This window comes from Dyella monticola, assembly GCF_003363155.1.
Lineage (GTDB): Bacteria > Pseudomonadota > Gammaproteobacteria > Xanthomonadales > Rhodanobacteraceae > Dyella_B > Dyella_B monticola.
The window spans coordinates 444,327-469,012 of the sequence record NZ_QRBE01000001.1 but is presented as its reverse complement, the minus strand read 5'-3'; the positions used below and the strand labels follow the sequence as shown (position 1 = coordinate 469,012).

Genomic DNA, 24,686 nt, shown 5'->3' with positions numbered 1-24,686 from the left:
CGCCTTCGGGTGGAAAGATGGTCAGCGCATCAGGCGGCGCCGGGGTTTGATGGGAAACTTCCCACGCCAGTATTGGATCATCAAAAAGCCACCCAGCATACCGCCAAGGTGGGCGAAATGGGCAACATCCGGCTGCCAGCCAGACACGCCCAGCACCAGCTCCACGGCGCCGTAGCCGATCACAAACAACCACGCCGGTATCGGAATCGGCAAAAAGAGCAGCATCAGCTTCACCTGCGGATAGAGCACGCCAAAAGCCAGCAGCACGCCAAAGATGGCACCCGATGCACCTAGCGTCGGCTCGAACCCGTGCGTGAAATACTTCACCACCAGCAACTGCGCCAGCGCAGCGGTCACCAGGCAGACGAAGTAATAGAGCGTAAAGTTACGCGCGCCGAAGGTGTCCTCGATGGTGCCGCCGAACATGTACAGGGCGAACATGTTGAAGAAGATATGCATGTAGCCGCCATGGAGAAAGGCATACGTGACGAGCTGCCACAGCCGGAAACCCACCGCAATCACGCTGCCATTCGATGCCTGCGCCAGTTGGTCCGGCCCCCAAGGCCATAGCGCGAAGTGAGCGATCAGTGCATCACCCAGTACGCGCTGCAGCAAAAAGACCGTGATGTTGATGATCAGCAGAGCGAGTGTGACGGGTGGTATGCGGGTGGGCATGAGAGGTCCCGAAGCAGCGGAAAGCTGGAGCGATTTTGACGTAGATGCTGCTTACATTGCTTCATTGCGGCAACTGTTCCTCAGCCTCATGCCTGCGAAGCCCTGAATCCGTGTTCTGCATTCGCGATGGATTGACCAGCTTCGCTGCAGTGACGCGCCTCGGCCTTCGCCGGAATGACGATGAGGCAAAACCGGCGTGCGGAAACCAATCTAGCATCGGCCACCTTCGACCCAACAAAAAAAGGCCACCAAAGGTGGCCTTTGACAATCGTCGTTGCTGCGTCATCAACCGTTATGGGTGCCTGCGTCGATCTGTGCCATGGCGTCCGGGCGGCGAGCGCCCGCGAAGCGCTTGGCCCAGTAGCTGTCGTCGAGGTTGTCGACGCGCACAGATTCGCCACGACGCGGCGAGTGGATGAAGCGACCCTCACTGAGATAGATGCCGACGTGCGAGACGCGGCCATGACCACGGCGGCCGGCGGTGCGGAAGAACACCAGGTCGCCGGGCTGCATGTCGCTGCGATGAACAATGTGACCGATCAGGTACTGCGATGCGGAGTTGCTGGGAAGCTGCAGGCCAAGCGCGCGTTCGAACACATAGCGGACGAAGCCGCTGCAATCAAAACCGGTAGAAGGATCGCGACCACCGCGTACGTAGCGCACATGGCGCAACTGCATGGCCAGGCCGATCAGCATGTCGCGCAGATCCTGGTTGGTCTTGGCGTCGCTGAACTGGATGGCGTCGGCATCCGCGTCGGCGGCGTCATGGGCGACGGCGGTCTTGGCGGGCGCCGCCAGCGCGGCAATCGGCAGTTGGGTCGGAAGTGTGGCCTGCGCCATGGAGGGCGCGGGCGTGAAGGCAGCCAGCGGACTCAACAGCGCGGACGAGAATTTGGCGGAAATCTGGGCGGGAACGATGCTGTGCGTATCTGCGGCAAAGGCATTGGCTGAAAGGCACATAGCCGTGGCAAGCGCGGCGAGTACGAGTCGCGTGTTTGGCATTCGGTGTCTCTCTGGGCGGATACGAGCCCGACCGTCGCCCCCTGCGGCGGTCGTGACGAAGTGGTGAAAGTAACAAAGTAACCCAGGTGACTTGTTCGGATGGAGTTAACTGAACCCTGTCGTTTGGAAAGTCGGATTTTCGGGCGCGGACCACGTAATACGCTGATTAAAAAGGTTATTTTCGAAAAACGCGCGTTTACCCGTGGGCGGCTGGCAAAAAAATATTCAAAACCTTTACGCGCGTCACAGAAGTGACCTACACCGAAGTCTGAGTGCGGCTACCAAAAATGGCCGTACCGATGCGCACTTCGGTGGCGCCCTCGGCGATAGCCAGCGGAAAATCGCCGCTCATGCCCATGGAAAGCCTCGGCAGGTCATGTCCCTCGGCGACGCACCGGTCGCGCCATTGGCGCAGGAGCCGGAAGCAGGCGCGTACCTCGGCAGCATCGTCGGACAAAGTCGCCAGCGTCATGAGGCCCCGCACACGCAGCGTGGGATAAGCGCGCAAACGGGTCAGGAATGCCGGCAGTTCATCAGCCGGCAGCCCGCTTTTGGTCTCCTCGCGCGCCGTCTTCACCTGCACCAGCACATCCAGACATCGGCCTTCGGCCTCCAGGCGGCGATGCAGCGCCTCGGCCAAGTCCGGCCGATCCAGCGATTGCACTTCGCTGGCCAGCCGCGCCACGTCCTTGGCTTTGTTGGTCTGCAGGTGGCCGATCACCACCCACTCGATCGCCGCGCCCGCGAGCACGCTGGCCTTGTCGCGGATCTCCTGCACTTTGTTCTCGCCGAAACGATGCAGGCCCAAGGCCAGCGCCGCGCGCACGACCTCAGGCCCGAACGTCTTGCTGACCGGCAGCACGTTGACCTCGGCGGGGTCACGCCCCGCCGCCTGGCATGCCTCGTCCACCCGCTGGCGGACAGCGGCCCAGTTCGCGGCCAGTTGCGCCTCGGTGACCAAGGCTCAGCCTCGTGCGTGTTGCTCGAAGTGGCGCGCCACCACATCGGCCACCACCATCGAGACCTTCTTGCCCGTGGGGATATGCAGGAACTCGTTCGGGCCATGTGCGTTGGAGTGCGGTCCCAGCACCCCGGTGATGAGGAACTGCGCCTGCGGGAACTTGGCCCCCAGCATGCCCATGAATGGGATGGACCCACCCTCGCCCATATATGCTGCGGGGGCGCCGAAGTAATGCTGCGAGGCATCGGCCACGGCTTTTTCCAGCCACGGCGAAAGCGGCGGGGCGTTCCAGCCGCTGCCGTCCTTTTCGAGCTTGAAGGTGACCTTGGCGCCGTAAGGCGGATCGTCCTCCAGCAACTGCTTGACGAATTCGCCCGCCTTGGCGCCATCGAGCGTGGGAGGCACGCGCAGGCTGAGCTTGACGGATGTCTTCGGACGCAGCACGTTGCCCGCGCTTTCCAGCGGCGGCAAGCCTTCTGCGCCGGTAACGGCCAATTGCGGACGCCAGGTGCGGTTGAGCACCAGTTCGGCGAGGTCTTCTGTCGCCGGGTGCATGCCTTCGACAAAGGGAAATTTCTGGTAGATGGCGTTGCCCAGCACGCCCGCCGCAGCCTTCGCCTGATCGATCCGCTGCTGCGGGATGTCCGCGTAGAGCTCCTTGGGCCTGATGTGTCCGGTTTCGGAATCTTCCAGACGCGAAATCAGCTCGCGCAGAATGCGGAAGCTGGAAGGCACGACACCGGATGCATCACCCGAGTGCACACCCTCTTCCAGCACCTGCACGGTAAGCTCGCCGCCGGTCATGCCACGCAGCGAGGTGGTCAGCCACAACTGATCGTAGTTGCCGCAGCCGGAATCCAGGCACACCACCAGCGAAGGACTGCCGATGCGCGGCGCCAGATGATCCACGTAATGCGGCAGATCGTAGCTACCCGATTCTTCGCACGCCTCGATCAGGATGACGCAGCGCGCATGCGCAATGGACTGCTCCCTGAGTGCAAGCAACGCAGCGAGCGAGCCGAAGATGGCGTAGCCGTCGTCTGCGCCACCGCGGCCGTAGAGCTTGTCGCCCTTGAGGACAGGCGTCCACGGACCCAGACCCTCGGACCAGCCGGTCATTTCCGGCTGCTTGTCCAGGTGGCCGTAGAGCACCACGGTGTCGTCGCTCTGCCCCGGCACTTCGATATAGATGAGCGGCGTGCGCCCCTCCAGACGCACCACCTCCAGGGTTGCACCGGGCAGCGACGGCAGTTTGCTGCGCGCCCAGGTTTCCATCAGCGTCACGGCAGCATCCATGTAGCCGTGCGCAGCCCAATCCTTGTCGAACATCGGCGATTTATTGGGAATACGGATGTATTCCACCAGTTGCGGAACGATTTCGGCGTCCCACAAATCGCTGACGTATCGCGTGATGCGCGCGGTATCCATACGGACTCCATCGAAAAGAGAAAAGACGATTGTAACAGTGCGGGTTTGTCGCGCCGTGATGCGAGTTCGCGCCGCTAATAAAGCCCGCGGAGCCTTCATGCCTGCACTTGAGTTCGCACACCATCAACCTCCCTCCGCTGACATGGAAACTCGCACAAGGCATGCGCGCCTGCACGCACTTCACCGACTGGGCCGCTATAACGATCACGGCCAAAGTGGCGTGCGGCGCATCGACGCCGCTTTCGTAACCCAGGGAGACATTGCATGTTGAAAAAGCTCGCCGCCATCGCCGGCCTGACACTGGCGCTCGCCTTGCCCGCGTTCGCCGCCACGCCGGTCAACGTCAACACGGCGGACGCCGAGACCATCGCCAAATCGCTCGATGGCATCGGCCTGGCCAAGGCAAAAGCCATCGTGGCGTTCCGCGACGAACACGGCCCCTTCAAAAGCGTGGACGACCTTGCGCAGGTAAAGGGCGTCGGCCCGGCCACATTGCAGCGCAATCACGATGCCATCCTGCTCACCGGCGAAGGCGCCAAAGCCGCCGACGTGCCGGCCAAGCCCAAGCACGCCAAGTCGTCCAAGGCGACCAAGCCGGCCAAGGCCGAGGGCGAACAGGACTGATTGACGCAGCGCGCCGGTGCGGTCCCAGGCGGGCCGCATCGGCGCGCTTGGCTTGCGCTACACTCCGCGGCGCGAACCATTCCGACTTCACCCATCGACCTTCATGATCCTGCCGCGCTACCGTATCGACCACTCCACGATCAGCGGTGCCGGCAAGGGGCTGTTTCTGGAGGAGGCGGTGGACGCCGGGCGGATCATCGCCGCTCCCGACGCCATCGAGCGAACCTACCGGCTGGGCGAACTGCTCGGGAAACCTGACCAGCTGTACGCCAGCGCCCGCTGGTTCGAAGATCGCTACACGCTGTCCCCGGAATGGCCGGACGAATGCTTCATCAACCATAGCTTCAATCCGACTGGCCTTTGGCACCTGGGCTTCGTATTTGCCCTACGCAGCCTGCCCACCGGCACTGAAATCACCGTCGATTACCGGCATCTGCTGCCCCCGGGCCATGCCGAGGACTTTATTGATACCGCTACCGGTGAGAAAATCGTGGGTCTGCCATGGGACGAGAGCCTGATGACCACTACCCGTGCCCTGGCTAGCGTGTTGGCTAGCAGCTGATCGGCAATGATCGACATTCCCACCCTCCAAACCGAGCGTCTTCGCCTTACGGCGCTGACCGAACGCCACTTCAACGACTATGCCGCGATGCTGGCCGACCCGGAAAGCACGCGCTGGATCGGCGATGGCCTGCCCCTGGATCGCACCAACGCCTGGCGCTCTCTGGCCATGCTGATCGGTCACTGGCAACTGCGCGGTTACGGCATGTGGGCGCTGGAACTGAAAGCCACCGGCGAATTCATTGGCCGCGCAGGGCTGCTCCATCCCGAAGGCTGGCCCGATGTCGAAATGGGCTGGATGCTCAAGCCCGATCACCGTCACCACGGCTATGCCACTGAAGCGGGCATTACGATTCTGGATTTCGCCTGGAACCAATTGCACCTGCAGCGCGTCATCAGCCTGGTGCGCGTAGGTAACGAAGCCTCTGACCGAGTCGCCGAACGCCTGGGCGGCGAGCACATCGAAGACATTGATTTCTTCGGCAGCGACAACCACGTATTCGCCTACTACCCGCCGCATCGCGAGTCACGCCGCGCTTTCGCGTGAGCTGAAAAGGGCGCCGCACATTCAACGATCCATCGCCCCGGCTCTCACCGGGGCGACGGGTGCTTTATGCACAACCGACCCTTACGCCTGCGCTACTTTCGCCAGCGCAAACAAGCGCGCCGTGCGCACCCAACCGATGACCAACACCACTATCTGACTCAGCAGCAAGGCTACGGCAAAGCCGAAGAAGCCAACTGCCGTGACGCGGATGCGCAGCATGCCGAACAGCAGCACCAGCACCAGCCCGATCACCGTCACGATCAGATAGAACAACAATGTGCGCACCGGCTTGCGGAACAATTGCTTGATGCCGCGCCCCAATGCGCGCGTCGCCGAACGCAATGACGTATCCGCGATGAAGGCCGCACGCGCAGACTCCACGATCGCCTGCGCCAGCACGAACACAATTCCCAACACCCAATGGGCGATGCTCGTGTAACGATCCGCCTGCGATTCGAGCACGGCATGTTCCGAATGCTTATCCGCCAGATGCCCACCCAGCAGGCCCACCGCGATCACGATGCCATAGGGAATCAGCGACCACAGCAATAAGCGGAACATGCGCCCGTATTCCACCAGGCCACTCTGCAGCAAGGCGCCAAAACCCAAGGTGCGCCCTGCCCGTCCGCTGCCGACGATCATGCCTGTGAGGAAGGGCGACAGCAGCAAGGTAACGGCCTGCGCGATGGCCATGTCGGTAAGCAGCCATTGCGAATGTTGCGAAAGGGTCATGATGACATCGCTGAACATCATGTCATTGAAATGCTGCGCCCACTCGGACACGTGCACCGAGGTATCCAGCAAGCCACCCAGCATGCTTCGCAACGGCAACGCCACCAGCGAGGCCGGAATCAGCATGATCAGCAACCAAAGCAGCAGCAAGCGCCATTGCGCGGCGATGCGCATGCTCGACAACAACGCCCCAAAATTTGCGGTACGAGACATGGTATCGGCCCTCACATGGTTGCCAGCATGGCGTAAAAGGTTTGCAATACCGCTGCAACGTCGGCCGTCCACCGTCGTGACGCAGCACCGTCGGGTTGGGTGGTGAGACTGTTGTTGAGGCGATCGCGATCGAGCAAGTTATGCTGATCCGGATCGAGCTCAGCCGACACCACCTTGCTGGGTCTGGTGAACTCAAAGCGCGCCCAGCGACGATCATCGTTCCATGTGATGTCTTCGTGCGTGCCGTCTTCGAAGGTCACGCGCAGCAGCTCCGGTGCCGATACCCCATCGCGCTGCACAGTGACGATGCTGTGCCATGGGAACGGACCGGGCGCACCAGGCCTGGCATTGGGATGTGCCTTGCCCCAGTCCTTGCGCTGCTGGTCTATCTGCTTGTCCAGATCCGACGCCACCACTTCGGTCTCTTTGCCATCCTTCCAGGTGACACCGGACTGCGGCAGCACTTCATAGCTGTCGATGTCGCCCACTTTGTCATCGATGAAGTCCGTGCCATAGACGTATTCGTTGAAAATCGCGTCCACATCCTTGGCATCACCGGAACTGTCGATCAGTGCTGCACGGAAATCGGCCACCGAAGGATGGCGAAAGCGCCAGCGCTGGAAGTAGAGGTGGAACGCCTTTTCCATCGCCGGTCGGCCGAGGCGCTCTTCCAGGTCATGCATGGCCGTGGCCGTGCGTGAATACACCGTGCCGTAGCTGGTGCTGGAAAGACGATCCCAACTGTTCTGTGCGGTGGGATCGGCCGGGTGATACAAGGTGGCAGTCAAGCGCTCAAACGGAAAACCGTTGATGGCCGGCGTGATACCGAGCCACTTGGTGAAAGGCGTGGCAAGCACCAGCGGCTGCTTGCGCTCACGCAGCATACGGTTATCCCAATATTCGTTGAGACCTTCGTCCAACATCGGCTCTTCGAATTCGTTGGAAGCGATCATGCCGTAGAAATAGCCATGGCCGAATTCGTGGATGTTCACAAAGTCGCTTGCCGTCTGATACATCGTGTCCGGCTCGACCACTTTGTAACCTTCCGACGTAAAGAAGGTCGGGTATTCCATGCCACCGGCTTCTTGTGCGTTATAGGGCGGAACCACCGCTGTCACCGTTTCATACGGATACGGGCCGAGCGTGCGTGAGAAATAACCGAGCGCGTCGATGGTCGACTTCAACGTCGGCGCCGCACTCGCTTCGTATTCCGCGGGATAAATGACCCGCACCGCCACTTTCGGGCTGCCCGGACCTTCATAGGTACCATCCAGCGTTTTGTAGCCTTTGGCGGCCACCCATGCGAAATCGTGCACGTCACCTTGCACGAAGTGATAGGTCGTTTTGCCGCTCTTTTGTTCCGGCGTGCCCTGTAACTTGCCTACTGCGCCGACCGTGTAATCGCTGGGCACGGTCAGGTGCACATCGTACAGACCGAAATCGGCATAGAACTCGCTGTTGAAATGGAACTCGTGCACGTTCCAGCGTACCTGCGTGGCGCCACGTTCCCCGGGCAGCTCAAGCACGCCGATCTTGGGAAACCACTGCCCGATGAGATTGAAATCACCCCACCAGCCCGTGCGCTCCACCACGCGTGGCAATTGGCTGAGGAAATCGATATCCAACGCCATTGAGCCGCCCGCTGGTACGGGTTGCGCCAAATCGATGCGCACCACCGTTTCATCGGTTGCGGGGCCGCCGTCGGGGTGCACGAAGCTCCACTTCAACGCTGTACCGTTCTGCTGCACGCTCTGCAGCCGGACCCAGCCCCACTGCCCTTTTTCCAGTACCGCATTGCCGCGCGACTGGCCATGCGCGGTCAGCACTTTGCGCTCGGTGAAGAAGGTACTGCCTTCGTTCTGGAAGGCGTTGAGATAAAGATGGAAGTAAACACTGCGTACATCGCGATCGCTGCGATTGCGCCAGGTCATGTGTTCTTTGCCGGTTACCGCATGCTTGGCGGCATCCAGATCCGCATCGATGGTGTAACTCACCACCCGATCGGAAAGCGTGGGTTCACTACCCGTACGCTCGCCGCCCCATGCATTGGATGCGCTTTGCGTCGTGATGATGGTGTCATGCGCCGGAGCGAAAGGAATTTCTTGCGCGACTGCCGAAGCCGTACTTGCGGGTGCCGTTGTCGTTTGCGCCATCGCCTGACAGGACCAAAGCACGACGCATGCGGCGAGCCATCGCCCGCCCCTACCCGTTGCAAAGCTCATCATGGTCTCCCCTCGTGATGATTGCCGAGCCTGCGGCAAGCATAGCCAACTGGCATCAGCCAGACGTCATGTCATACGCACCATCTGTGCGAATCCGACCACACGCGCTAAGCTGCCTACCGTAGCGCATCACCAAGCGTAACCTGCTGGAAATCATGGACATACCGCAATACCCGCGGCCAGACGGAGCCCATTGACCATGCGTATCCTGATTGCCGAAGACGACCCCTCCATTGCCGCCGGCGTGAGCGCCGCGCTGCGCCAAGGCGGCCATGCGGTCGACCACGTCGCCGATGGCGTGCGCGCCGACGCTGCATTGAAAGACACCCCTTACGACCTGCTCGTGCTCGACCTGGGCCTGCCGAGCCTGGATGGCAGCGAAGTACTGCAGCGCGCCCGCAAACGCGGCAGCGGCCTGCCGGTGCTGGTGATTACCGCGCGCGAAGGTTTGCGCGAGCGCGTGCGCGTCTTGGATCTGGGCGCGGACGATTATCTGGTAAAGCCCTTTGCACTGGCCGAATTCGAAGCGCGCGTACGGGCACTGCTGCGCCGCTACACCACCCAGGGAGCGCCGGAAATAACCCTGGGCCGCTTGCGTTTGGATCTGCCCGGTCATCGCGCATGGGTTGGCGACAAACCATTGGAACTGACCGCGCGCGAATTTGGCTTGCTCGAAGCACTGGCCGCGCGTCCCGATCGCGTCACCAGCCGCGCGCAACTCATCGAAGCACTGTGCAGCTGGGATCAGGAGCTCACCGATAACGGCCTGGATATCGCCATTTATCGCCTGCGCCGCAAGCTCATCGATTCCGGCACGCAGGTGCGCACCATTCGCGGGCTCGGCTATTTGCTGGAAGAGGTCAAGGGCGCATGAGCCAGCCCCTGCGGTGGCACAACGGGCGCCAAAGCCTGCGCAGGCGCCTGTTGACGACACTGCTGGTGCCGCTGACAGCGTTGTTGCTGTTGAACAGCCTCATCACCTATATCGGTGCGCTGATCTACGCCAATCACGTGCACGACGTAAGTCTGGTGGACGATACGCTGACCTTGGTGCAGATGATGGCCACCAAGAGTCCCGACGGCCAGGTCGCCCCGCAAGCAAAGTTTCTGCTGGAGTACGAACCAGAAGGCCGCAATTACTTCAGCGTATTCAGCGCCAAACATGGACTGATTGCCGGGCACGCCGCATTGAAGCCACCGGGCGGCTTGTTCACCGACGGCATGGCGCCGCAGCTTTACGACATACAGATTGAAAACCACGCCATGCGTGCGGCCAGCATCCAGATGCCCAATCCGCGCGAGGCCGGCGATCAGCTCGAAGTCACCGTCGCCGAAACCCTGCGTGATCGACACCTTGAAGCGCGCCAGATTCTGCTGCTCAGCATTCCCGCGCAAGCGCTATTGATCATTGCCGCCTTTCTGCTGGTATGGCTTGGCGTGAACACCAGTCTGCGCCAATTGGAACCACTCACCAAGCAGCTTGCCAATCGCGAGCATGATCTGGCGCCCATCGGCGATGCCGATGTACCGGTGGAAATTCTTCCGCTCACACGCACCATCGACGGTTTGTTCGCGCGTTTGCGCGCCATGCTCGCGCTGCACGAGCGCTTCATCGCCGACGCCGCGCATCAATTGCGCACACCACTGGCGGGTTTGAGCGTGCATGCAGAACGCGCGCGCTCCACCTCCGATCAGGCCACGATCCAGGATGCGCTCGACCATATTCAGCGGTTGATCCTGCGCGCCAATCGCACGTCCAGCCAATTGCTCGCGCTCACGCGCGCGCAGACCGCGGGCCACGATGCCGGGGACACCCAACTACTCGACCTTGCCACGTTGATTCCCGAGCTCGTCGGCCAGCGCGTGCATGAAGCATTGGCGGCCGATATCGATCTAGGTTACGAGGGCCCGGCAGGTCCGCTACTTATCGAAGGTGATTGTCACCGCCTGCAGGAAATGCTCGACAACCTTATCGACAATGGTCTGCGCTATGCCGGTCGTGGCAGCCTGATGACCGTGTCGCTCGATCGCGAAGGGGACGGCATCTGCCTCGCCGTGGAAGACAATGGCCCCGGGGTACCGCCGGCGTGGATCGAACGTCTGGGCGAACGTTTCTTCCGCGTACCCGGTAGCGAAGAACAAGGCAGCGGCCTTGGATTGGCTATCGTGCAACGCATCGCCGAATGGCACAACGCGCGCGTGCGATACAAAAGCGCAAGCAACACAAGTGGCTTGCGCGTGGAAATTGTTTTTCCTCAATACACCCAATAAGGGCAATCACATCATGCCCGCATAAAAAAAGGCGGCGCTAAGCGCCGCCGTGTTTGTCAGCTTCCCCTGCATGGGAACATCGACAAAAAAATCGGTTTAACGCCCTCACCCGAAAGGGAGAAGACTTAAAAGCATTTACATCGCTTTCTTTGCCTTAGTCAGCAACTGATCGAGCAGCACAATGGCCAGATCGATTTCTTCGTACGTGATGTCCAAAGACGGGGCGAACGTGATCACATTCTTGTACCAGCCGCCGACGTCCAACACGAGGCCGATCTTCTTGCCGTTATGTTCGAGATCACCGGCCAAGCCGATGTCCACCATCTTGTCCAAGAGTGCTTTGTTCGGCGTGAAGCCATCGTCAGTGCAAATTTCAGCGCGCATGGCCAACCCTAGGCCATCGACATCACCGATTTCCTTATGGCGCTTCTGCAAATCCTTAAGCCCTTCGAGGAAGTACGCGCCCTTCTGCGGCACGGTCTTCTCGTAATCGAGCTCGTAACCCATCTTGATCACTTCCAGGCCAAGCGAGGTACCGAGCGGATTGGAATTGAACGTGGAATGCGTGGAGCCCGGTGGGAAGATGGTGGGATTGATCATCTCCTCGCGCGCCCACAGGCCGGAAAGCGGATTCAAACCATTGGTCAGCGCCTTGCCGAATACGATCACGTCCGGCGTCACGCCGAAGTGCTCGATCGACCACAGCTTGCCGGTGCGCCAAAAACCCATCTGGATTTCGTCGACCACCATCAAGATGCCGTATTTATCCAGCACCTTCTTCAGATCCTTGAAGAAATTGCGCGGCGGCACGACGTAGCCGCCGGTGCCCTGGATCGGTTCCACATAGAAGGCAGCGTATTCGGCCTGATTGACCTTTGGATCCCACACGCCGTTGTATTCGGTTTCGAACAGACGCTCGAACTGGCGCACGCACGCATCGGAATATTCTTCCGGTGTCATGCCTTTCGGGCGACGGAACGGATACGGGAACGGGATGAACATCGCGCGCTCGCCAAAATGGCCGAAGCGACGGCGATAGCGGTAGCTGGACGTAATCGACGAAGCACCCAGCGTGCGGCCGTGATACCCACCCTCGAAGGCAAACATCAGGCTCTTGCCGTTCTTGTAGTTGCGAACGAGCTTGAGCGAATCCTCCACTGCCTGCGCGCCACCCACGTTGAAGTGCACGCGGCCTTTGAGGCCGAACTTCTTCTGCGCGTCGACAGCAATGGTCTTGGCCAGTTCGATGCGTGTCTGATGCAGGTACTGGCTGGCCACTTGCGGCAACGTGTCGATCTGCTGCTTCAGCGTCTCGTTGAGGCGCTTGTTGCTGTAGCCGAAGTTGACCGCCGAGTACCACATCTGCAGGTCGAGGAACGGCACGTCGTTCGTGTCGTACATGTAGCTGCCTTCGCAGCGACGGAAGATTTTCGGCGGCTCGACATAATGCACGGTGTCGCCAAAGGAGCTGTATTGCGCTTCGTCGGCCAGCAATTGGTCGTCAGGGAGCACGCTGAGCGTTGCGTTTTTATCGAAAGCATTCATGGAGGGGAAACGTGGAATCGGCTGAGTGTGTTAGAGGGTGATGTCACTGCGTGCTGGAACGTCATTCCCGCTTTCACGGGACTGACGGCGAGGCGACATGGAACATCACAGCGCATGTACGAAGAAGCACAAGCAATGCTAAAAATTGGAAACCGCCGGCAAAACCCGCGGCGCATGCTCGGCCAACAAGCTGCCATCCAGCAAACGCGGCAGCAATTCCAGCGCGTCCTCGAAGCCGGTGATCGGCACATAGGGAATACCGGCAGCGCGGCAGTGCTCGATCAGGCGATGCTTGGCGAACACGAAATCCACCCGGTCGGCGGCGCAGAAATCCGATGCCCCATCACCGATCAACAAGGTCTTGCTACCACCCGAGCGCGCCTGCGCGACACATGCGCACTTGCACGTACCGCTGCGGCAGCCTTCGCTCTGGAACGGCGAGGTAAGCTGCCACTGCCGTGGCGGGGTTCCCGGCGCCAGGTGATTGGCAGCCAGCGGGAGAGAATCCAAACCGTACCGTCCAAGAATTCGATGGATGGCATAATCCAGGCCGTCGCTGACGATGCGGATCGGCGCATCCAGTTCCGCCGCGCGCGTGACGAAGGCGGGAAACGCGTGATCGATCCACAATGCGTTCAGATGCTCATCGAGTTCTTCGCCGCTCATGTCGAGCAAGGCCACCTGGCCGCTCATGCATTCGCGCGAACCGATGCGGCCGGCGCGCCAGTCCTGCTCCAGCGCTTCCCACCCGGGACGTCCGAAACGATCCAGCAGCGAGTCGATCACGTCCTCGACGGAAATGGTGCCGTCGAAGTCGCAGAGGATGTTCCAGGCAGTCACACGCACCACTCCCAACCCAAGGTATCGTGCATCTTGGCGATGAACCCCTTTCGGGCGGCTTTCCGTTGCCACTTGAGCCACCGCTCGAACACGAGAGTTGAGGGCCATAACAGGCTATGCTTAAGGCCTTGCACGCTTCCCTTCACGGCCCGCACCCTGTGCACGATTCCGCATTGCGTCACGCGTCCTTCGCATTTCGACTGATTCCCGCGCTGGCGCTGACGTTGCTGGCCGGTTGCGCCGCAGCACCGTTGCCCGAGCTGAAGCCGCCCACGCCCACGACCTGGCGCAATGCGACGGTCGCCAGCATCGCCCCGGCCCAGCCGGACCTGCAGCACTGGTGGTTGGCCTTCAACGATCCTGAGTTGAACGCTTTGGTGAAGCGCGCGCTGGACAATAACCTGGATGTGAAAGCGGCCGCCGAACGACTGCTCGCCGTGCGTACGCTTTACCGGCATACCAACGACAAGTTTCTGCCCAGCCTGAACCTCGACACCAACCAGGTGATCCAGCCTGATGCCAGCGCCTCGTATTTCATCGTCGGCTTCGATGCCCTGTGGGAGCTGCCGCTTTTCGGGTCGCTTAAGAGCGCGCACCGAGCCGCCGCAGGCGACCTCCAAGCCTCGCGCGCGCAACTGCAAGGCACCTATGTAACCCTCGTGGCAGAGGTGGTGCGCTGCTGGATCGCGCTGCGCAGTGCGCAAGAGCAGGCGCATCTGCTGACCGCAGTAGGCGATGCGGACCGCGAGAAATTACGCCTGCTGCAGGTGCGCGAAGGGCTGAATCTAGTCTCGCCCACCGATGTCGCCAGCGCGCAGGCTGAACTGGCGCATGCGCAGATGGCGCTGACCGATCCGCAGCGCGCGATCAACGCCAATGCTCAGCAGCTCGCCATGCTGCTGGGGCAGAGCGAGCCTGATCCGGCATGGCTCCAGGACAACGGTGCGCAACCGCAGTTGGGCGACTGGCAAATGACCCACGCCCCGGCCGAGCTGCTGCGCACGCGCCCGGAAATCGCCGCCGCCGAAGCCGACGTGTTGCGGGCGGCCGGCGAAGCAGGCATCAGCCATGCGGATGTCTATCCGCATATCGGGCTGGGCAGCTCGCTGGACTGGTCGGTGAATTTGCTCTCCCATCACCATTTGATCCGCTCGGGCGAGGGCATTTTCTCGGCCGGCCCTGTGATCGACATGCCGCTGTTCGACTGGGGCACGCGTGTGGCCAAGGCCCGTGCGCAAGATCATCAACTGCTCGCCGCGGTGTATGCCTATCGCCAAGCCGTACTGCAGGGCGTGGCCGAAACAGAAACGGCCATGGGTGATTTGCAAGCCACGCATCAACGCGAAATCGCCGCCGAACAGGCAACCCAGGCGCTCGACGGCAACGTCACGGCGCTGGACAAGCGTCAACGCCTCGGGCTTTCCAGCACACTGGACGTACAGGATGCCTTGATCGCCCAGCAGAACGCGCAACTGGAGTTGGTATCGGCTCGCGCCGACCGCGATCTGGCCTATGTATCGCTCTACAAAGCACTGGGTGGCGCACCGTTGCCGCCTACGGATGTCGCTGCCGATTACAAAGCGCTCGACACCCACAAAGGGGCGCAGTGATGGTCGCCCTGGCACGAAAGACGCTGATCCACGAATGGCGCCGCTTCGTGCCCGCCATTCTCGCCGTGGGTTTCGCCGGGCTGCTGCAACTGCTGCAGGCGGCACTGGTGCTGGGCATCTTCGGCAGCGCCAGCGTGTACATCACCGGTTCTTCCGCGGATCTATGGGCAGGCTATCCCGGCACGCAGAGCGTGAACCTGGGGCGCCCGATCAGCGAGGACGTAGCGATGCGCCTGCGCATGGATCCGGATGTGGTGAAAGTGGAACCATTCCGCTGGGTGGATGCCGACTGGCGCGGTCCACGCGATACCGGCGGGGTGTCGGTATTCGTCTCCGGCATCGATCCTCGCCCCGACGGCATGATGTTCTCGCGTGCCCTGCCCCAGGCACTACGCGCACGCTTGAACGAACCCGGTGCGGTGATCGTCGACAAAGCCGACCTGGATAGCCTCGGCGTGAACATTGGCGACACCGCCGCCATCAACGGCCAGCGTGTGCGTGTGGTCGGCGTAAGCAGCGGCCTGCGTGCGCTGGGTGGCGTGAACATCGTCGCTTCGCTGGAAACCGCACGCGTGCTCGATATCGACCCGGTCGATGCCGGCAGGATGACGTACTTCGTCGCCAAGTTGCGCCACGGGGTAAAACCCAAAGCGGTGGCCAATCGCATCAATGGCTCCAATGCCTTCGGGCCCTACACCGTTTGGACGGCTAAAGCGTTTGCACGCGAATCGAGTCTCTACTGGATGTTCGACACCGGCGCGGGTGCGGGCGTGCTGTTCCTGGCTGGCATCGTGTTCCTGGTCGGCGCGGTGATCACCAGCCAGACATTGATCGCTGCGGTGATCGGTTCGATTCGCGAGTACGCCACCTTGAACGCGCTTGGCGTCGGCCGCGGTTCGCTGCGCAAGGTCGTCATGGAGCAGGCGTTCTGGGTCGGTGCACTGGGCCTGATATGCAGCATTGTGATAGGGCTGATTCTGCTTGAGATCGCTCGTAACCGCAGTGTGCCGATGGAATTGCATCCGCTCACCGCCATTGTCTGCCTGGCGCTTAGCATGGCATTGGCGATCGTGTCAGGCCTTGCGTCCGTACGTAGCTTGCGTCGCGCCGATCCGGCAAGCTTGCTGAGATGAGCATGGCCACGGTTGCAGCGACACCTCCATCGAACACCCCAGCGCTCCAGGCCAAGGATGTGCGCAAATCATTCGTGTCCGGCCGCCTTCAGAGCACGGTGCTGCACGACCTCACGCTGGATGTCCATGCCGGCGAACTCACGTTGATCTCTGGCCCTTCCGGCTGCGGCAAGAGCACTTTGCTCGCCATCTTGAGTGGCCTGCAGCCTGCCGACACGGGGCAGGTGCGCGCGCTCGGTCAAGACCTGAGCGGCTTGAGCATGCGTGCGCTGGAAGCCTTCCGCTTGCAGCACACCGGCTTCGTGTTTCAAGGCTTCAATTTGTTTCCAGCGCTCACCGCGCTGGAACAGGTGGAACTGCCGCTGAGCTACATGGGGTTGGCCAAAGACGTCGTACGCAAACGCGCGATGGATTCGCTCGAGGAAGTCGGCCTCACTCCCCGCATGCGGTTGCTACCGGCCGAATTGTCCGGTGGTGAGAAGCAGCGCGTGGCCATCGCGCGCGCCCTTGCCAAGCAACCGGAGCTGCTGTTCGCCGACGAACCCACCAGCGCACTGGATGCCGCCAATGGGCAGATCGTGATCGACATCCTGCATCGCATTGCCCGCACGCACGGCACCACGGTGTTGTGCGTCAGCCACGACCCGCGCCTGGTCCATCACGCCGACCGCGTGCTGGCGATGGAAGACGGGCGCATTCTGAGCGACCATGTGCCGCCCACCGCATCAGTTCCTTCGCCTCTCCAGGCAGAGGGGTTGGGGTGAGGGGCCAAACGTGCCAGCAGCCTGCTTTATTTCCAGGAAACCCATGACGTTGCGTGATCTTCGCCTCCCGCTGGCCCTGTTTGCGATAGCGCTGGCCGGCTGCTCGCAAGACCAGCCCCCCGCATCGCCCAACGCGGCCGCCACGTCCACGTATGCCGCCGTGGCGCGTGGACGCATCGATATCGAGGGTGGCCTGCTCAAACTCACCATGCCGGTCGAAGGCGTCGTGGCGCAGGTCGATGTGCGTGAAGGCGAGCATGTGCACAAGGGACAGCTCCTCGCCCAGCTCGACCCGGAACCGGCAAAGCTGGCGCTGAACACCGCCATCGCCGAACAGCAGCAAGCCACGGCCCAGATCGGCGCGCTGCAAGAGCGGGTGAAATCCGCCACGCTGCGCGCATCGCGGCTTCAACAGGCGGCCCAAGCCGGCGCGGGCGACGTGCAGAGCGCGGACGATGCACAGGAAGCCGCGCGCCAGGCACGCGTCGATCTGGACAATGCGCGCGCTGCCGCATCACTAAGCACGCAGAAGGTGGCCGGTGCGCGTTACCAGCTCCAATTGCGCAGCCTGCAGGCACCGGTGGATGGCCAGGTCGTGCAGCGCATGGTGCAGCCGGGTGCGACGGTGTCGCCGGCGGCCGGCCCGATCTTCGTCATACTGCCCGATGCACCGCGCATCGTGCGGGCCGAGCTCAATGAATCATTCGTCGGCGTGGTGCACGAGGGCATGCCAGCGGAAGTGGACGACGACAGCGGCAGCGGCATGGCGCCGCTGAAGGCGCACGTGCTACGCATCGGCAATGTGTTCGGTGCCAGCACGCTGGAGGACGATCCTGAGGTGCGCGCCAATACACGTTCGGTGCAATGCGTGCTGACCTTCGATCAGCCACCGTCGACACCACTGCGCATCGGCCAGCGCGTGCTGGTGAAGTTTGCACCCAGGTAAGAAGCACAGGCTTCCCCTTTATCCTGGGCCCAATCAGCGTCGAATCTCGGTTGCGCGAGACCTCGCGATGGATCATCAAACATCATCGCGAGATTGGCTTCACCCCAACCCTCCCCTACTACATGTAGGGGAGGGAGGAACAGTCGCCACATACCGAGACAACCTAGTCACATCCCGAAGGGGACAGACTCCGGGTCTTACCGCGCCTCAACGATCGTCACGCGTCCAGATCAAGCCATCCGCCTCACGCACCGGAAAACGATGAATCGGCTCATATGCCGGCGGACAGGTGGGTTCGCCCGTACGCAGATCAAAGCGCGCACCATGACGCGGGCACTCCACTTCATGTCCGATGATCTCGCCACCGGCGAGCTCGCCACCGTCGTGCGTGCAAATATCCTCGACCGCATACAGGTCGCCATCAATATTGAACACCGCTATGGCGCTATCGCCATCCCATACGACCTTGAATTCACCGGGTAACAGGTCCGAGCGCGTGCCCACTTCCACCCATGTCTCGCTCATGCCCCCACTCCCGGCCACTCTTTGACCATCAATTCGAACCGCAGATCATTGCGGCGCGGAATGCCGACTCGCTCGTCGCCGGAAGGAAAAGGCGAATATTCGCCGGTACGACGGTAACCGCGCCGCTGATACCAATCGATCAGCTCGCTGCGTACGTCGATCACCTTCATGTGCATGGCCTTGCAGTGCCAGGTTTCGCGCGCGAAGCGTTCCGCCTCGGCCAGCATCAGTCGCCCCACTCCGCCGCCCTGCCGATGCGGGTCTACCGCAAACATGCCGAAATGCCCGACGTCGCCGTGGCGTTCGATGTGACAACACGCAAGCAGCCGATCATCGACCAGCGCCAGCAAGACGGTGCTGTCGGGCACGGCCAACAATTCGACCACGGCTTGCACATCGGTGCGGCGACCATCCAAAAGATGGGCTTCGGTGGTCCAGCCGCGACGACTGGATTCACCGCGATAGGCCGATTCGACCAAAGCGACGACGGCATCGGCATCGGCCTTCGCGGCCGCACGAAAAAGGGGCGTGATAGGGTTATTCATCTCCCTATGATAAACCGCACGCGCCGCGGCAGCAGGGCTGTCCTGGAGCCATTGTTACGGGAAGGCCGGCCCGGGCCGATAAACATGCCGATGACACGCGTCGAATTTGCGCACCCGTACATTGCGGCCATCCGACAACGTGGTACGCAAGTCGTAGAGGCAGTCGTCACCATTACCCTGCACCTCGACGAGCTTCGCGTCCCCGTATTCAAATAGCGGATCGTGAAAATCGATCGTGGTCCAGTTGCTGCTTCCAGCCAGCGCGACGGAAAACGATACAACCCGTGTCCGCGTGTCATTGACAAGCGTGAAGCTATGCACCGACGCGGCATCGACCAGCGTCGTCAAACACAAAAGGCCCATAGCGAAAAGACCAACACGCATGATGCTCTCCTTCAAAACCGGGCACAGCAAACCCTGTGTCGGCACGCACGGCATGCCAACGATGGCTGGGCGATCAGTTGAAGTGCTTCGCTGGCGGAGAACACCAGGCGATCAGCTCAGACGCCGTCCGAACACGGTAAACAGGAGGGAGCCCAACCCGAATGCGCCAAGCAGCACCGCCACCACGCCAGCGTTGATGACGGTCCACCCCACGACTTGAATAATCCCGAAAGCAACGGCTTCCAAAGCGGTCAGGATGCCCCAGCGCAGTGCCGCCAACCGATCACGTCGCGCATCGGCCTGCATGAAGGATTCAACCGTTTCCGCGGTGCAGACTTGCAGCATCTTTATGCGCAGCCGCGCCTGAATCATCAGCCGGACGATATAGGTAATACCCAGCGTCATGCAGATAAAAAGCGCTATGGGAACCGTTTCGTGGAATTCCATGCCTTGCTCCGGGCAACGAGGGAGGCGGATCAAGCGCCCATGAGTATAGAGATACGGCATGCCCCCGCTCGGTTGCACTCACATCGTTTGCAACCATCGGCCGCATACGTGCATCTATTAAAAGTATCACCGGACCCAGGGCCGCATGAGCCAGACGGATCGCCAGCTTGTTCATGCCGTACTGGCAAACGCACCCGGCGCGTTCGAACGGCTGGTACGCGAGCATCAGGCGCTGTGCTGGCACATCATTTATCGCATGGTGCGTCACCCCGAGGACGCGCGTGAACTATGCCAGGACACGTTCCTGCGCGTACATCAACATTTGCGCCAGTATCGCCATGAAAGCGCACTTAAATCCTGGATCGGTCGCGTCGCCTATACGGTGGCGCTACGTCATCTGGAACGTAAGCGCATAGCAGTCGTCAGCCCGCACGAGGAAGAAGAGGCGCTCGATCGGCTGGAGAACATGGGTGACGGGTTCGACCTCGAAGCGGCCCAAGCCAGCAACGAATTGGCCGCTTATTTGCATAAAGCCATCGACACATTGCCGCCCCTGCAACGCATGCTGCTCACGCTTTATCATCTGGACGAGTTATCCATCGATGAGATCGCCCAGATCACCGGCCTCGCTACCGGCACCATCAAGAGCCATTTATTCCGCAGCCGTCTTCGATTGCGCCAACAGCTCGAAACTGCATATGGAGAGTTGCCATGAACCATGAACCCCATGATGACGCCAAGGAACGCGAGTGGGCGCTGCAGGAGCAGGCTTTCAAAGCTGAGCGGCTAGTGCTTGGCGCTGCCGACAATACTAAGCTGGAACGCTATCGCACCGTCATGCGCGCGCTCCGGCAGCCGATGGATGACGAGCTGGCGCCCGATTTTGCACACAACGTTGCCGCCAGCGTTATGCAATGCGACGACATGAAGCTTGAGCTTTATGCGAGCTGGGCGTTGCTTGCCGTGCTGGCGATGATGTTGCTCGGTGTACTGGTGCGTTACAGCGCCGTGTGGATGCGCCTTGCGTCCAATCCCTGGCTCGTCGCTTTGGCTGCCTGCGTGGCTTTATCGGGCTTGCTTGGCAAATTGTGGCCCGAGCACGCTGCGTCCCGAGGATGATCTTTGCAGATCGAGGCTGAAACAATGTTGCTTTGATTTGTAATGCATGGTGCGAAACTTACTTCGTTTCACGCGCTTATCCGTGCCTCGACGTCATTCCGGCGAAGGCCGGAATCCGTGCTTCGCACTCGCCATGGATTTCGGCCTTCGCCGGAATAACGCTGAGAAACCATTGACGCAACAAGTGTAAGCGACGCTACATCAGCAACTTGCGCACTTTCACCAGCGCCGCAATAAACGCATCCACTTCCTCGCGCGTGTTGTAGAACGCCAACGACGCACGCAAGGTCGCCGGCACTCCGTAGAACTGCATCAGCGGATGCGCGCAGTGATGACCCGAGCGAACCGCCACGCCTTCCAGATCAAGTAGCGTGGCCATGTCGGTGGCCTGTGCGCCCTCGATCAGGAAGGATATGACAGGCTCCTTCTCCTTCGCTTCGCCAAAGATGCGCAAACCAGGAATCTCACGCAGGCGCTCGGTGGCGTACGTCAGCAAGGCACGCTCCCACGCACGAACGGCTTCAAAGCCCAGCGAATCGTAGTAGTCGATAGCCGCACCGACACCGGCGAAGCCAGCAATATTGGGCGTACCTGCCTCGAATTTGTGCGGCGGTTCGGCAAACGTCGTGCCTTCGAAACGCACTTCGCGAATCATCTCGCCACCGCCGAAGAACGGCGGCATGGCCTGCAAATGTTCGCGCCTGGCCCATAGCGCGCCAGTACCGGTGGGGGCCAGCATCTTGTGGCCGGTCAGCGCGTAGAAATCGCAACCAAGCGCCTGCACGTCCACCGGGCGATGCGGCAACGCCTGCGAACCGTCCACCATCAGCGGTATGCCACGCTTGCGACATTCGCGTGCGATCTCGCGCACCGGATTCACAGTGCCGAGCACGTTGGACACGTGCGCGACGCAGGCCAGTTTCACGTCCGGCGTAAGCAACTGGAAATATTTCTCAAGAATGAGCTCGCCGTTCTGATCGATCGGTGCAGCCTTCACCGTTGCGCCGGTGCGCGCAGCCATGAGCTGCCAAGGAACGATGTTGGCATGATGCTCCATCACCGTCGTGACGATCGCATCGCCCGGCTTCAACCGCGGCAACGCGTAGCTGTAGGCGACCAGATTCATCGATTGCGTAGTGCCGGATGTGAGCACCACATCGCTGCTCGAACCGGCATTGATAAACGCGGCCAGCTTCTCGCGCGCCTGCTCATAGGCGGCCGTCGCCTCCTCGCCCAACTGATGCACGGCCCGCGCTACGTTCGCGTTGTGCTCGCGATAGTGACGGTCCACCGCCTCGATGACTTGCCGTGGCTTCTGACTGGTGTTGGCGTTATCGAAATACACCAGTGGCTTACCGTGGACAGTGCGCGAAAGCAGCGGAAAATCCGCGCGCACGCGTTCCACGTCGAAATCGAGAGGAGGATGGTTGGGCTTGACGGTCATGGCAGCAATCAGGGCAGATGCGCGAGCAATGCGTCGGAGAAATGATCGCGCAGGGTTTCGTTGGGGAGCGCCGTGAATACCGCACGGCAGAAGGCCGCGGTAAGCAGCGCGCGCGCTTCGGCCCGCGGCAGCCCACGCGAACGCAGATAAAACAGAGCGCGCTCGTCGAGTTGGCCGACCGTGGCACCGTGTGCGGCTTTCACTTCATCGGCATAGATTTCCAGCTCGGGCTTGGTATCGATCTCGGCCAACGGCGACAGCAGCAGGTTCTTGTTATTGAGGCTGGCATCGCTTCCATCGGCACCCTCCGCCACCACGATGGCACCACGGAACACCCCGCGTGCACGCTCGTCGGCCACACCGCGCCAAATGGATTCGGATGCCGTATTGAGCGCCTGGTGGCGAATCGAAAGCTGGGTATCGATATGCTGGCGCCCACGCAGCACGAACACACCCCGCGTATCGAAGCGTGCCCCATCGCCACGCAGTTCGGCGTGCAGATCGTGACGCACCAGCGTGCCGCCGATCTCCAGCACATGCATCATCGCCTGCGCCTTCGCGCCCAGATGCACGCTGCCGCGGCGGATCAACGTGCTTTCCTCGCCCGCATTCTGCAGCAGCGCGTGGTGCAGCTTCGCCCCATCGTGTACCACGATATCGCTGACCAGCGTGCCAAGGTGCTTGTGCGACGCCGTAGCCAGATGGTGCTCAACCAGATTGAGCTCGGCGCCCTCGCCCACTTCGATGACATTGCGCACATGCCATGCGACGTCGCCTTGCGCGGGCGTTCCCACAAAGCACAGATGAACGGGCTTGCCGATCCGCGCACCCGGCGCGACACGCAGCACCACGCCATCGCCAGCCAACGCTGCGTTAAGCCGCGCGAATGCATCGCCGGCTTCACGATAGTGGCGGCTGAGCGCGAAGCGCAGCGGCTCGGGATCGTTTTGCAGCACCTTCGACAGCGGCTGCAGCGTCAAGCCTTGCGACAGTGTTTCCAGGCGCGACAGGTCGGCGCGGAACACGCCGTTGACGAATACAAGACGCGGGCCATCGATACCGGGCAGCGCCAGCGCATGAGGATCGACAAGATGCCCCGTCGCCTGCGCATCACCCAATGCGAAACGTCGCTGACCCAGCGCGCGCAATGCGGTGTATTTCCACGCTTCGGCGCGTGTGTCCGGCAATCCGGCAGCGATGAATGCTTCCAGATTTTCGCGCCGCGCCGCATCCAGCCAGGCCAGGCCGCTACCGGGCAGCCGCAAATCAGCCGCATCACGCAGCGCGTCGATAAAAGGCACGGGTGCTGGCGACTGACTCATGTACTCGCCTCGCCAGCCAAAGCTGGATCGCGCTCGGCCACCCAGGCGTAACCGTGTTCTTCCAGTTTCAGCGCCAGCGTCTTGTCGCCGCTTTCCACGATGCGACCATCGGCCAGCACATGCACGAAATCCGGTTCGATGTAGTCGAGCAGGCGCTGATAGTGCGTGATGACCAGGAAAGCGCGGTCGGGCGAGCGCAGCGCGTTCACGCCTTGCGCCACCTGCTTGAGCGCGTCGATGTCCAAGCCTGAGTCGGTCTCGTCGAGAATCGCCAGCTTCGGCTCAAGCACCGCCATCTGGAAAATCTCGTTGCGCTTCTTCTCGCCACCGGAAAAACCTTCGTTGACGGCGCGATGCAGCAGCTCATCGGAAATCTGCATGATTTTCAGCTTCTCGCGCACCAGCTTGAGAAACTGCATGGAATCGAGCTCCGCCTCACCGCGCCGCTTGCGCTGGGCGTTGAGCGCCGCGCGCAGAAAGTACGTGTTGTTCACGCCGGGAATTTCCACTGGATACTGGAACGCCAGGAACACACCGGCAGCGGCGCGATCTTCCGGCTCCTGCGCAAGCAGATCATGGCCTTCAAATAGCACGGAGCCTGCGGTGACTTCATAGCCATCGCGCCCGGACAACACATTGCCCAGCGTCGATTTGCCGGCCCCATTCGGGCCCATGATGGCGTGTACTTCGCCGGGATTCACGGTCAGCGTGAGCCCTTTGAGAATGTCCTTGCCCTCGACGCGGGCGTGCAGGTTTTCGATCTTCAGCATGGCTAAAAAGTCACATTAAGAGTAATGGAGAACGACGGCGGGTGAGCGCAGGGTAT

General features: G+C 61.4%; 26 protein-coding genes. 11 read left to right on the top strand and 15 right to left on the bottom strand.

The genetic code is table 11. The features are described from left to right. Nucleotides 1-21: 21 nt before the first annotated feature. The 4 genes from DWU98_RS01905 to DWU98_RS01890 form a co-directional block, all read right to left on the bottom strand. Nucleotides 22-675 (bottom strand): rhomboid family intramembrane serine protease, encoded by a 654-nt coding sequence (locus DWU98_RS01905; protein ID WP_115493768.1) that lies wholly within the window; start codon nucleotides 673-675, stop codon nucleotides 22-24. A 285-nt stretch (nucleotides 676-960) separates the two neighbouring features. Further along, nucleotides 961-1,677 carry a C40 family peptidase gene (locus DWU98_RS01900; RefSeq protein WP_115493767.1) on the bottom strand — a complete coding sequence of 239 codons (717 nt, stop codon included), beginning with the start codon at nucleotides 1,675-1,677 and terminating at the stop codon, nucleotides 961-963. A gap of 256 nt (nucleotides 1,678-1,933) precedes the next feature. Further along, a complete protein-coding gene (locus DWU98_RS01895) occupies nucleotides 1,934-2,638 on the bottom strand; it encodes a YggS family pyridoxal phosphate-dependent enzyme (protein ID WP_115493766.1) in 705 nt (234 codons plus the stop codon). Nucleotides 2,639-2,641: 3 nt separating this feature from the next. Beyond that, nucleotides 2,642-4,066 (bottom strand): M20 family metallopeptidase, encoded by a 1,425-nt coding sequence (locus DWU98_RS01890; protein ID WP_115493765.1) that lies wholly within the window; start codon nucleotides 4,064-4,066, stop codon nucleotides 2,642-2,644. A gap of 264 nt (nucleotides 4,067-4,330) precedes the next feature. Here DWU98_RS01890 and DWU98_RS01885 point away from each other — a divergent pair, with 264 nt between their 5' ends. From DWU98_RS01885 to DWU98_RS01875, 3 genes are all read left to right on the top strand, one after another. After that, entirely contained in the window at nucleotides 4,331-4,690 is a 360-nt protein-coding gene (locus tag DWU98_RS01885) for a ComEA family DNA-binding protein (RefSeq protein ID WP_115493764.1), read from the top strand. 103 nt (nucleotides 4,691-4,793) lie between these two features. Then, a complete protein-coding gene (locus DWU98_RS01880; protein ID WP_115493763.1) occupies nucleotides 4,794-5,252 on the top strand; it encodes an SET domain-containing protein in 459 nt (152 codons plus the stop codon). A 6-nt stretch (nucleotides 5,253-5,258) separates the two neighbouring features. Continuing rightward, nucleotides 5,259-5,798: a GNAT family N-acetyltransferase gene (locus DWU98_RS01875; RefSeq protein ID WP_115493762.1), complete on the top strand. Its 540-nt coding sequence runs from the start codon at nucleotides 5,259-5,261 to the stop codon at nucleotides 5,796-5,798. Nucleotides 5,799-5,879: 81 nt separating this feature from the next. Here the strand turns inward: DWU98_RS01875 and DWU98_RS01870 are convergent, their stop codons facing one another. Then, on the bottom strand, nucleotides 5,880-6,743 hold the full coding sequence (locus DWU98_RS01870) for a hypothetical protein (protein WP_115493761.1): 864 nt from the start codon (nucleotides 6,741-6,743) through the stop codon (nucleotides 5,880-5,882). 11 nt (nucleotides 6,744-6,754) lie between these two features. Then, complete coding sequence (locus tag DWU98_RS01865; protein ID WP_329955394.1) at nucleotides 6,755-8,968, bottom strand: M1 family metallopeptidase; 2,214 nt, start codon at nucleotides 8,966-8,968, stop codon at nucleotides 6,755-6,757. Between the two features lie 196 nt (nucleotides 8,969-9,164). On the opposite strand from DWU98_RS01865, the gene DWU98_RS01860 reads away from it, so the two are divergent. Both DWU98_RS01860 and DWU98_RS01855 read left to right on the top strand, forming a co-directional pair. Beyond that, nucleotides 9,165-9,839 carry a response regulator gene (locus DWU98_RS01860; RefSeq protein WP_115493759.1) on the top strand — a complete coding sequence of 225 codons (675 nt, stop codon included), beginning with the start codon at nucleotides 9,165-9,167 and terminating at the stop codon, nucleotides 9,837-9,839. After that, nucleotides 9,836-11,236 (top strand): sensor histidine kinase, encoded by a 1,401-nt coding sequence (locus tag DWU98_RS01855; protein ID WP_115493758.1) that lies wholly within the window; start codon nucleotides 9,836-9,838, stop codon nucleotides 11,234-11,236. The genes DWU98_RS01860 and DWU98_RS01855 overlap by 4 nt, the downstream gene beginning before the upstream one ends. A 135-nt stretch (nucleotides 11,237-11,371) precedes the next feature. Here the strand turns inward: DWU98_RS01855 and DWU98_RS01850 are convergent, their stop codons facing one another. Both DWU98_RS01850 and DWU98_RS01845 read right to left on the bottom strand, forming a co-directional pair. Next, the gene (locus DWU98_RS01850; RefSeq protein WP_115493757.1) at nucleotides 11,372-12,781 is read right to left on the bottom strand and encodes an aspartate aminotransferase family protein; all 1,410 of its coding nucleotides are present in this window, start codon (nucleotides 12,779-12,781) and stop codon (nucleotides 11,372-11,374) included. Between the two features lie 138 nt (nucleotides 12,782-12,919). Further along, nucleotides 12,920-13,621 (bottom strand): MtnX-like HAD-IB family phosphatase, encoded by a 702-nt coding sequence (locus DWU98_RS01845; RefSeq protein ID WP_425480208.1) that lies wholly within the window; start codon nucleotides 13,619-13,621, stop codon nucleotides 12,920-12,922. A gap of 173 nt (nucleotides 13,622-13,794) precedes the next feature. On the opposite strand from DWU98_RS01845, the gene DWU98_RS01840 reads away from it, so the two are divergent. From DWU98_RS01840 to DWU98_RS01825, 4 genes are read left to right on the top strand one after another with little or no spacing between them, the layout of a single operon-like run. Continuing rightward, a complete protein-coding gene (locus DWU98_RS01840) occupies nucleotides 13,795-15,231 on the top strand; it encodes an efflux transporter outer membrane subunit (protein ID WP_230474617.1) in 1,437 nt (478 codons plus the stop codon). Beyond that, nucleotides 15,231-16,364, top strand: a complete 1,134-nt coding sequence (locus DWU98_RS01835) for an ABC transporter permease (RefSeq protein ID WP_115493755.1) — start codon at nucleotides 15,231-15,233, stop codon at nucleotides 16,362-16,364. Before DWU98_RS01840 ends, DWU98_RS01835 begins: the two co-directional genes overlap by 1 nt. Then, entirely contained in the window at nucleotides 16,361-17,128 is a 768-nt protein-coding gene (locus tag DWU98_RS01830) for an ABC transporter ATP-binding protein (protein WP_115493754.1), read from the top strand. Before DWU98_RS01835 ends, DWU98_RS01830 begins: the two co-directional genes overlap by 4 nt. A 43-nt stretch (nucleotides 17,129-17,171) precedes the next feature. Next, complete coding sequence (locus tag DWU98_RS01825) at nucleotides 17,172-18,074, top strand: HlyD family secretion protein (RefSeq protein WP_115493753.1); 903 nt, start codon at nucleotides 17,172-17,174, stop codon at nucleotides 18,072-18,074. Nucleotides 18,075-18,281: 207 nt separating this feature from the next. Here the strand turns inward: DWU98_RS01825 and DWU98_RS01820 are convergent, their stop codons facing one another. The 4 genes from DWU98_RS01820 to DWU98_RS01805 form a co-directional block, all read right to left on the bottom strand. Then, nucleotides 18,282-18,599: a non-heme iron oxygenase ferredoxin subunit gene (locus tag DWU98_RS01820; RefSeq protein ID WP_115493752.1), complete on the bottom strand. Its 318-nt coding sequence runs from the start codon at nucleotides 18,597-18,599 to the stop codon at nucleotides 18,282-18,284. Beyond that, nucleotides 18,596-19,144, bottom strand: coding sequence for a GNAT family N-acetyltransferase (locus tag DWU98_RS01815; RefSeq protein WP_115493751.1), 549 nt, complete (start codon nucleotides 19,142-19,144; stop codon nucleotides 18,596-18,598). Before DWU98_RS01815 ends, DWU98_RS01820 begins: the two co-directional genes overlap by 4 nt. Nucleotides 19,145-19,198: 54 nt before the next feature. Further along, complete coding sequence (locus DWU98_RS01810) at nucleotides 19,199-19,528, bottom strand: hypothetical protein (RefSeq protein WP_147293176.1); 330 nt, start codon at nucleotides 19,526-19,528, stop codon at nucleotides 19,199-19,201. Between the two features lie 111 nt (nucleotides 19,529-19,639). Then, on the bottom strand, nucleotides 19,640-19,975 hold the full coding sequence (locus tag DWU98_RS01805) for a hypothetical protein (protein WP_115493749.1): 336 nt from the start codon (nucleotides 19,973-19,975) through the stop codon (nucleotides 19,640-19,642). Nucleotides 19,976-20,120: 145 nt separating this feature from the next. Between DWU98_RS01805 and DWU98_RS01800 the strand changes: the two genes are divergently transcribed. Both DWU98_RS01800 and DWU98_RS01795 read left to right on the top strand, forming a co-directional pair. Beyond that, nucleotides 20,121-20,690 (top strand): RNA polymerase sigma factor, encoded by a 570-nt coding sequence (locus tag DWU98_RS01800; RefSeq protein WP_115493748.1) that lies wholly within the window; start codon nucleotides 20,121-20,123, stop codon nucleotides 20,688-20,690. Beyond that, on the top strand, nucleotides 20,687-21,094 hold the full coding sequence (locus tag DWU98_RS01795) for a hypothetical protein (protein ID WP_115493747.1): 408 nt from the start codon (nucleotides 20,687-20,689) through the stop codon (nucleotides 21,092-21,094). The genes DWU98_RS01800 and DWU98_RS01795 overlap by 4 nt, the downstream gene beginning before the upstream one ends. A gap of 196 nt (nucleotides 21,095-21,290) precedes the next feature. Here the strand turns inward: DWU98_RS01795 and DWU98_RS01790 are convergent, their stop codons facing one another. The 3 genes from DWU98_RS01790 to sufC are packed head-to-tail and all read right to left on the bottom strand — an operon-like array spanning nucleotide 21,291 to nucleotide 24,630. Next, on the bottom strand, nucleotides 21,291-22,538 hold the full coding sequence (locus DWU98_RS01790; protein ID WP_115493746.1) for a cysteine desulfurase: 1,248 nt from the start codon (nucleotides 22,536-22,538) through the stop codon (nucleotides 21,291-21,293). Nucleotides 22,539-22,546: 8 nt separating this feature from the next. Then, entirely contained in the window at nucleotides 22,547-23,860 is a 1,314-nt protein-coding gene (sufD, locus tag DWU98_RS01785) for a Fe-S cluster assembly protein SufD (protein WP_115493745.1), read from the bottom strand. Continuing rightward, a complete protein-coding gene (sufC, locus tag DWU98_RS01780; RefSeq protein ID WP_115493744.1) occupies nucleotides 23,857-24,630 on the bottom strand; it encodes a Fe-S cluster assembly ATPase SufC in 774 nt (257 codons plus the stop codon). The genes sufD and sufC overlap by 4 nt, the downstream gene beginning before the upstream one ends. Between the last annotated feature and the right edge of the window lie 56 nt (nucleotides 24,631-24,686).

Bases quoted from the DNA above. Each gene is read 5' to 3' on its own strand.
- DWU98_RS01905 (WP_115493768.1), bottom strand. From the start codon at position 675: ATGCCCACCCGCATACCACCCGTCACACTCGCTCTGCTGATCATCAAC.
- DWU98_RS01900 (WP_115493767.1), bottom strand. From the start codon at position 1,677: ATGCCAAACACGCGACTCGTACTCGCCGCGCTTGCCACGGCTATGTGC.
- DWU98_RS01890 (WP_115493765.1), bottom strand. From the start codon at position 4,066: ATGGATACCGCGCGCATCACGCGATACGTCAGCGATTTGTGGGACGCC.
- DWU98_RS01885 (WP_115493764.1), top strand. From the start codon at position 4,331: ATGTTGAAAAAGCTCGCCGCCATCGCCGGCCTGACACTGGCGCTCGCC.
- DWU98_RS01880 (WP_115493763.1), top strand. From the start codon at position 4,794: ATGATCCTGCCGCGCTACCGTATCGACCACTCCACGATCAGCGGTGCC.
- DWU98_RS01875 (WP_115493762.1), top strand. From the start codon at position 5,259: ATGATCGACATTCCCACCCTCCAAACCGAGCGTCTTCGCCTTACGGCG.
- DWU98_RS01870 (WP_115493761.1), bottom strand. From the start codon at position 6,743: ATGTCTCGTACCGCAAATTTTGGGGCGTTGTTGTCGAGCATGCGCATC.
- DWU98_RS01865 (WP_329955394.1), bottom strand. From the start codon at position 8,968: ATGATGAGCTTTGCAACGGGTAGGGGCGGGCGATGGCTCGCCGCATGC.
- DWU98_RS01860 (WP_115493759.1), top strand. From the start codon at position 9,165: ATGCGTATCCTGATTGCCGAAGACGACCCCTCCATTGCCGCCGGCGTG.
- DWU98_RS01855 (WP_115493758.1), top strand. From the start codon at position 9,836: ATGAGCCAGCCCCTGCGGTGGCACAACGGGCGCCAAAGCCTGCGCAGG.
- DWU98_RS01850 (WP_115493757.1), bottom strand. From the start codon at position 12,781: ATGAATGCTTTCGATAAAAACGCAACGCTCAGCGTGCTCCCTGACGAC.
- DWU98_RS01835 (WP_115493755.1), top strand. From the start codon at position 15,231: ATGGTCGCCCTGGCACGAAAGACGCTGATCCACGAATGGCGCCGCTTC.
- DWU98_RS01830 (WP_115493754.1), top strand. From the start codon at position 16,361: ATGAGCATGGCCACGGTTGCAGCGACACCTCCATCGAACACCCCAGCG.
- DWU98_RS01825 (WP_115493753.1), top strand. From the start codon at position 17,172: ATGACGTTGCGTGATCTTCGCCTCCCGCTGGCCCTGTTTGCGATAGCG.
- DWU98_RS01820 (WP_115493752.1), bottom strand. From the start codon at position 18,599: ATGAGCGAGACATGGGTGGAAGTGGGCACGCGCTCGGACCTGTTACCC.
- DWU98_RS01815 (WP_115493751.1), bottom strand. From the start codon at position 19,144: ATGAATAACCCTATCACGCCCCTTTTTCGTGCGGCCGCGAAGGCCGAT.
- DWU98_RS01810 (WP_147293176.1), bottom strand. From the start codon at position 19,528: ATGCGTGTTGGTCTTTTCGCTATGGGCCTTTTGTGTTTGACGACGCTG.
- DWU98_RS01805 (WP_115493749.1), bottom strand. From the start codon at position 19,975: ATGGAATTCCACGAAACGGTTCCCATAGCGCTTTTTATCTGCATGACG.
- DWU98_RS01800 (WP_115493748.1), top strand. From the start codon at position 20,121: ATGAGCCAGACGGATCGCCAGCTTGTTCATGCCGTACTGGCAAACGCA.
- DWU98_RS01795 (WP_115493747.1), top strand. From the start codon at position 20,687: ATGAACCATGAACCCCATGATGACGCCAAGGAACGCGAGTGGGCGCTG.
- DWU98_RS01790 (WP_115493746.1), bottom strand. From the start codon at position 22,538: ATGACCGTCAAGCCCAACCATCCTCCTCTCGATTTCGACGTGGAACGC.
- sufD (WP_115493745.1), bottom strand. From the start codon at position 23,860: ATGAGTCAGTCGCCAGCACCCGTGCCTTTTATCGACGCGCTGCGTGAT.
- sufC (WP_115493744.1), bottom strand. From the start codon at position 24,630: ATGCTGAAGATCGAAAACCTGCACGCCCGCGTCGAGGGCAAGGACATT.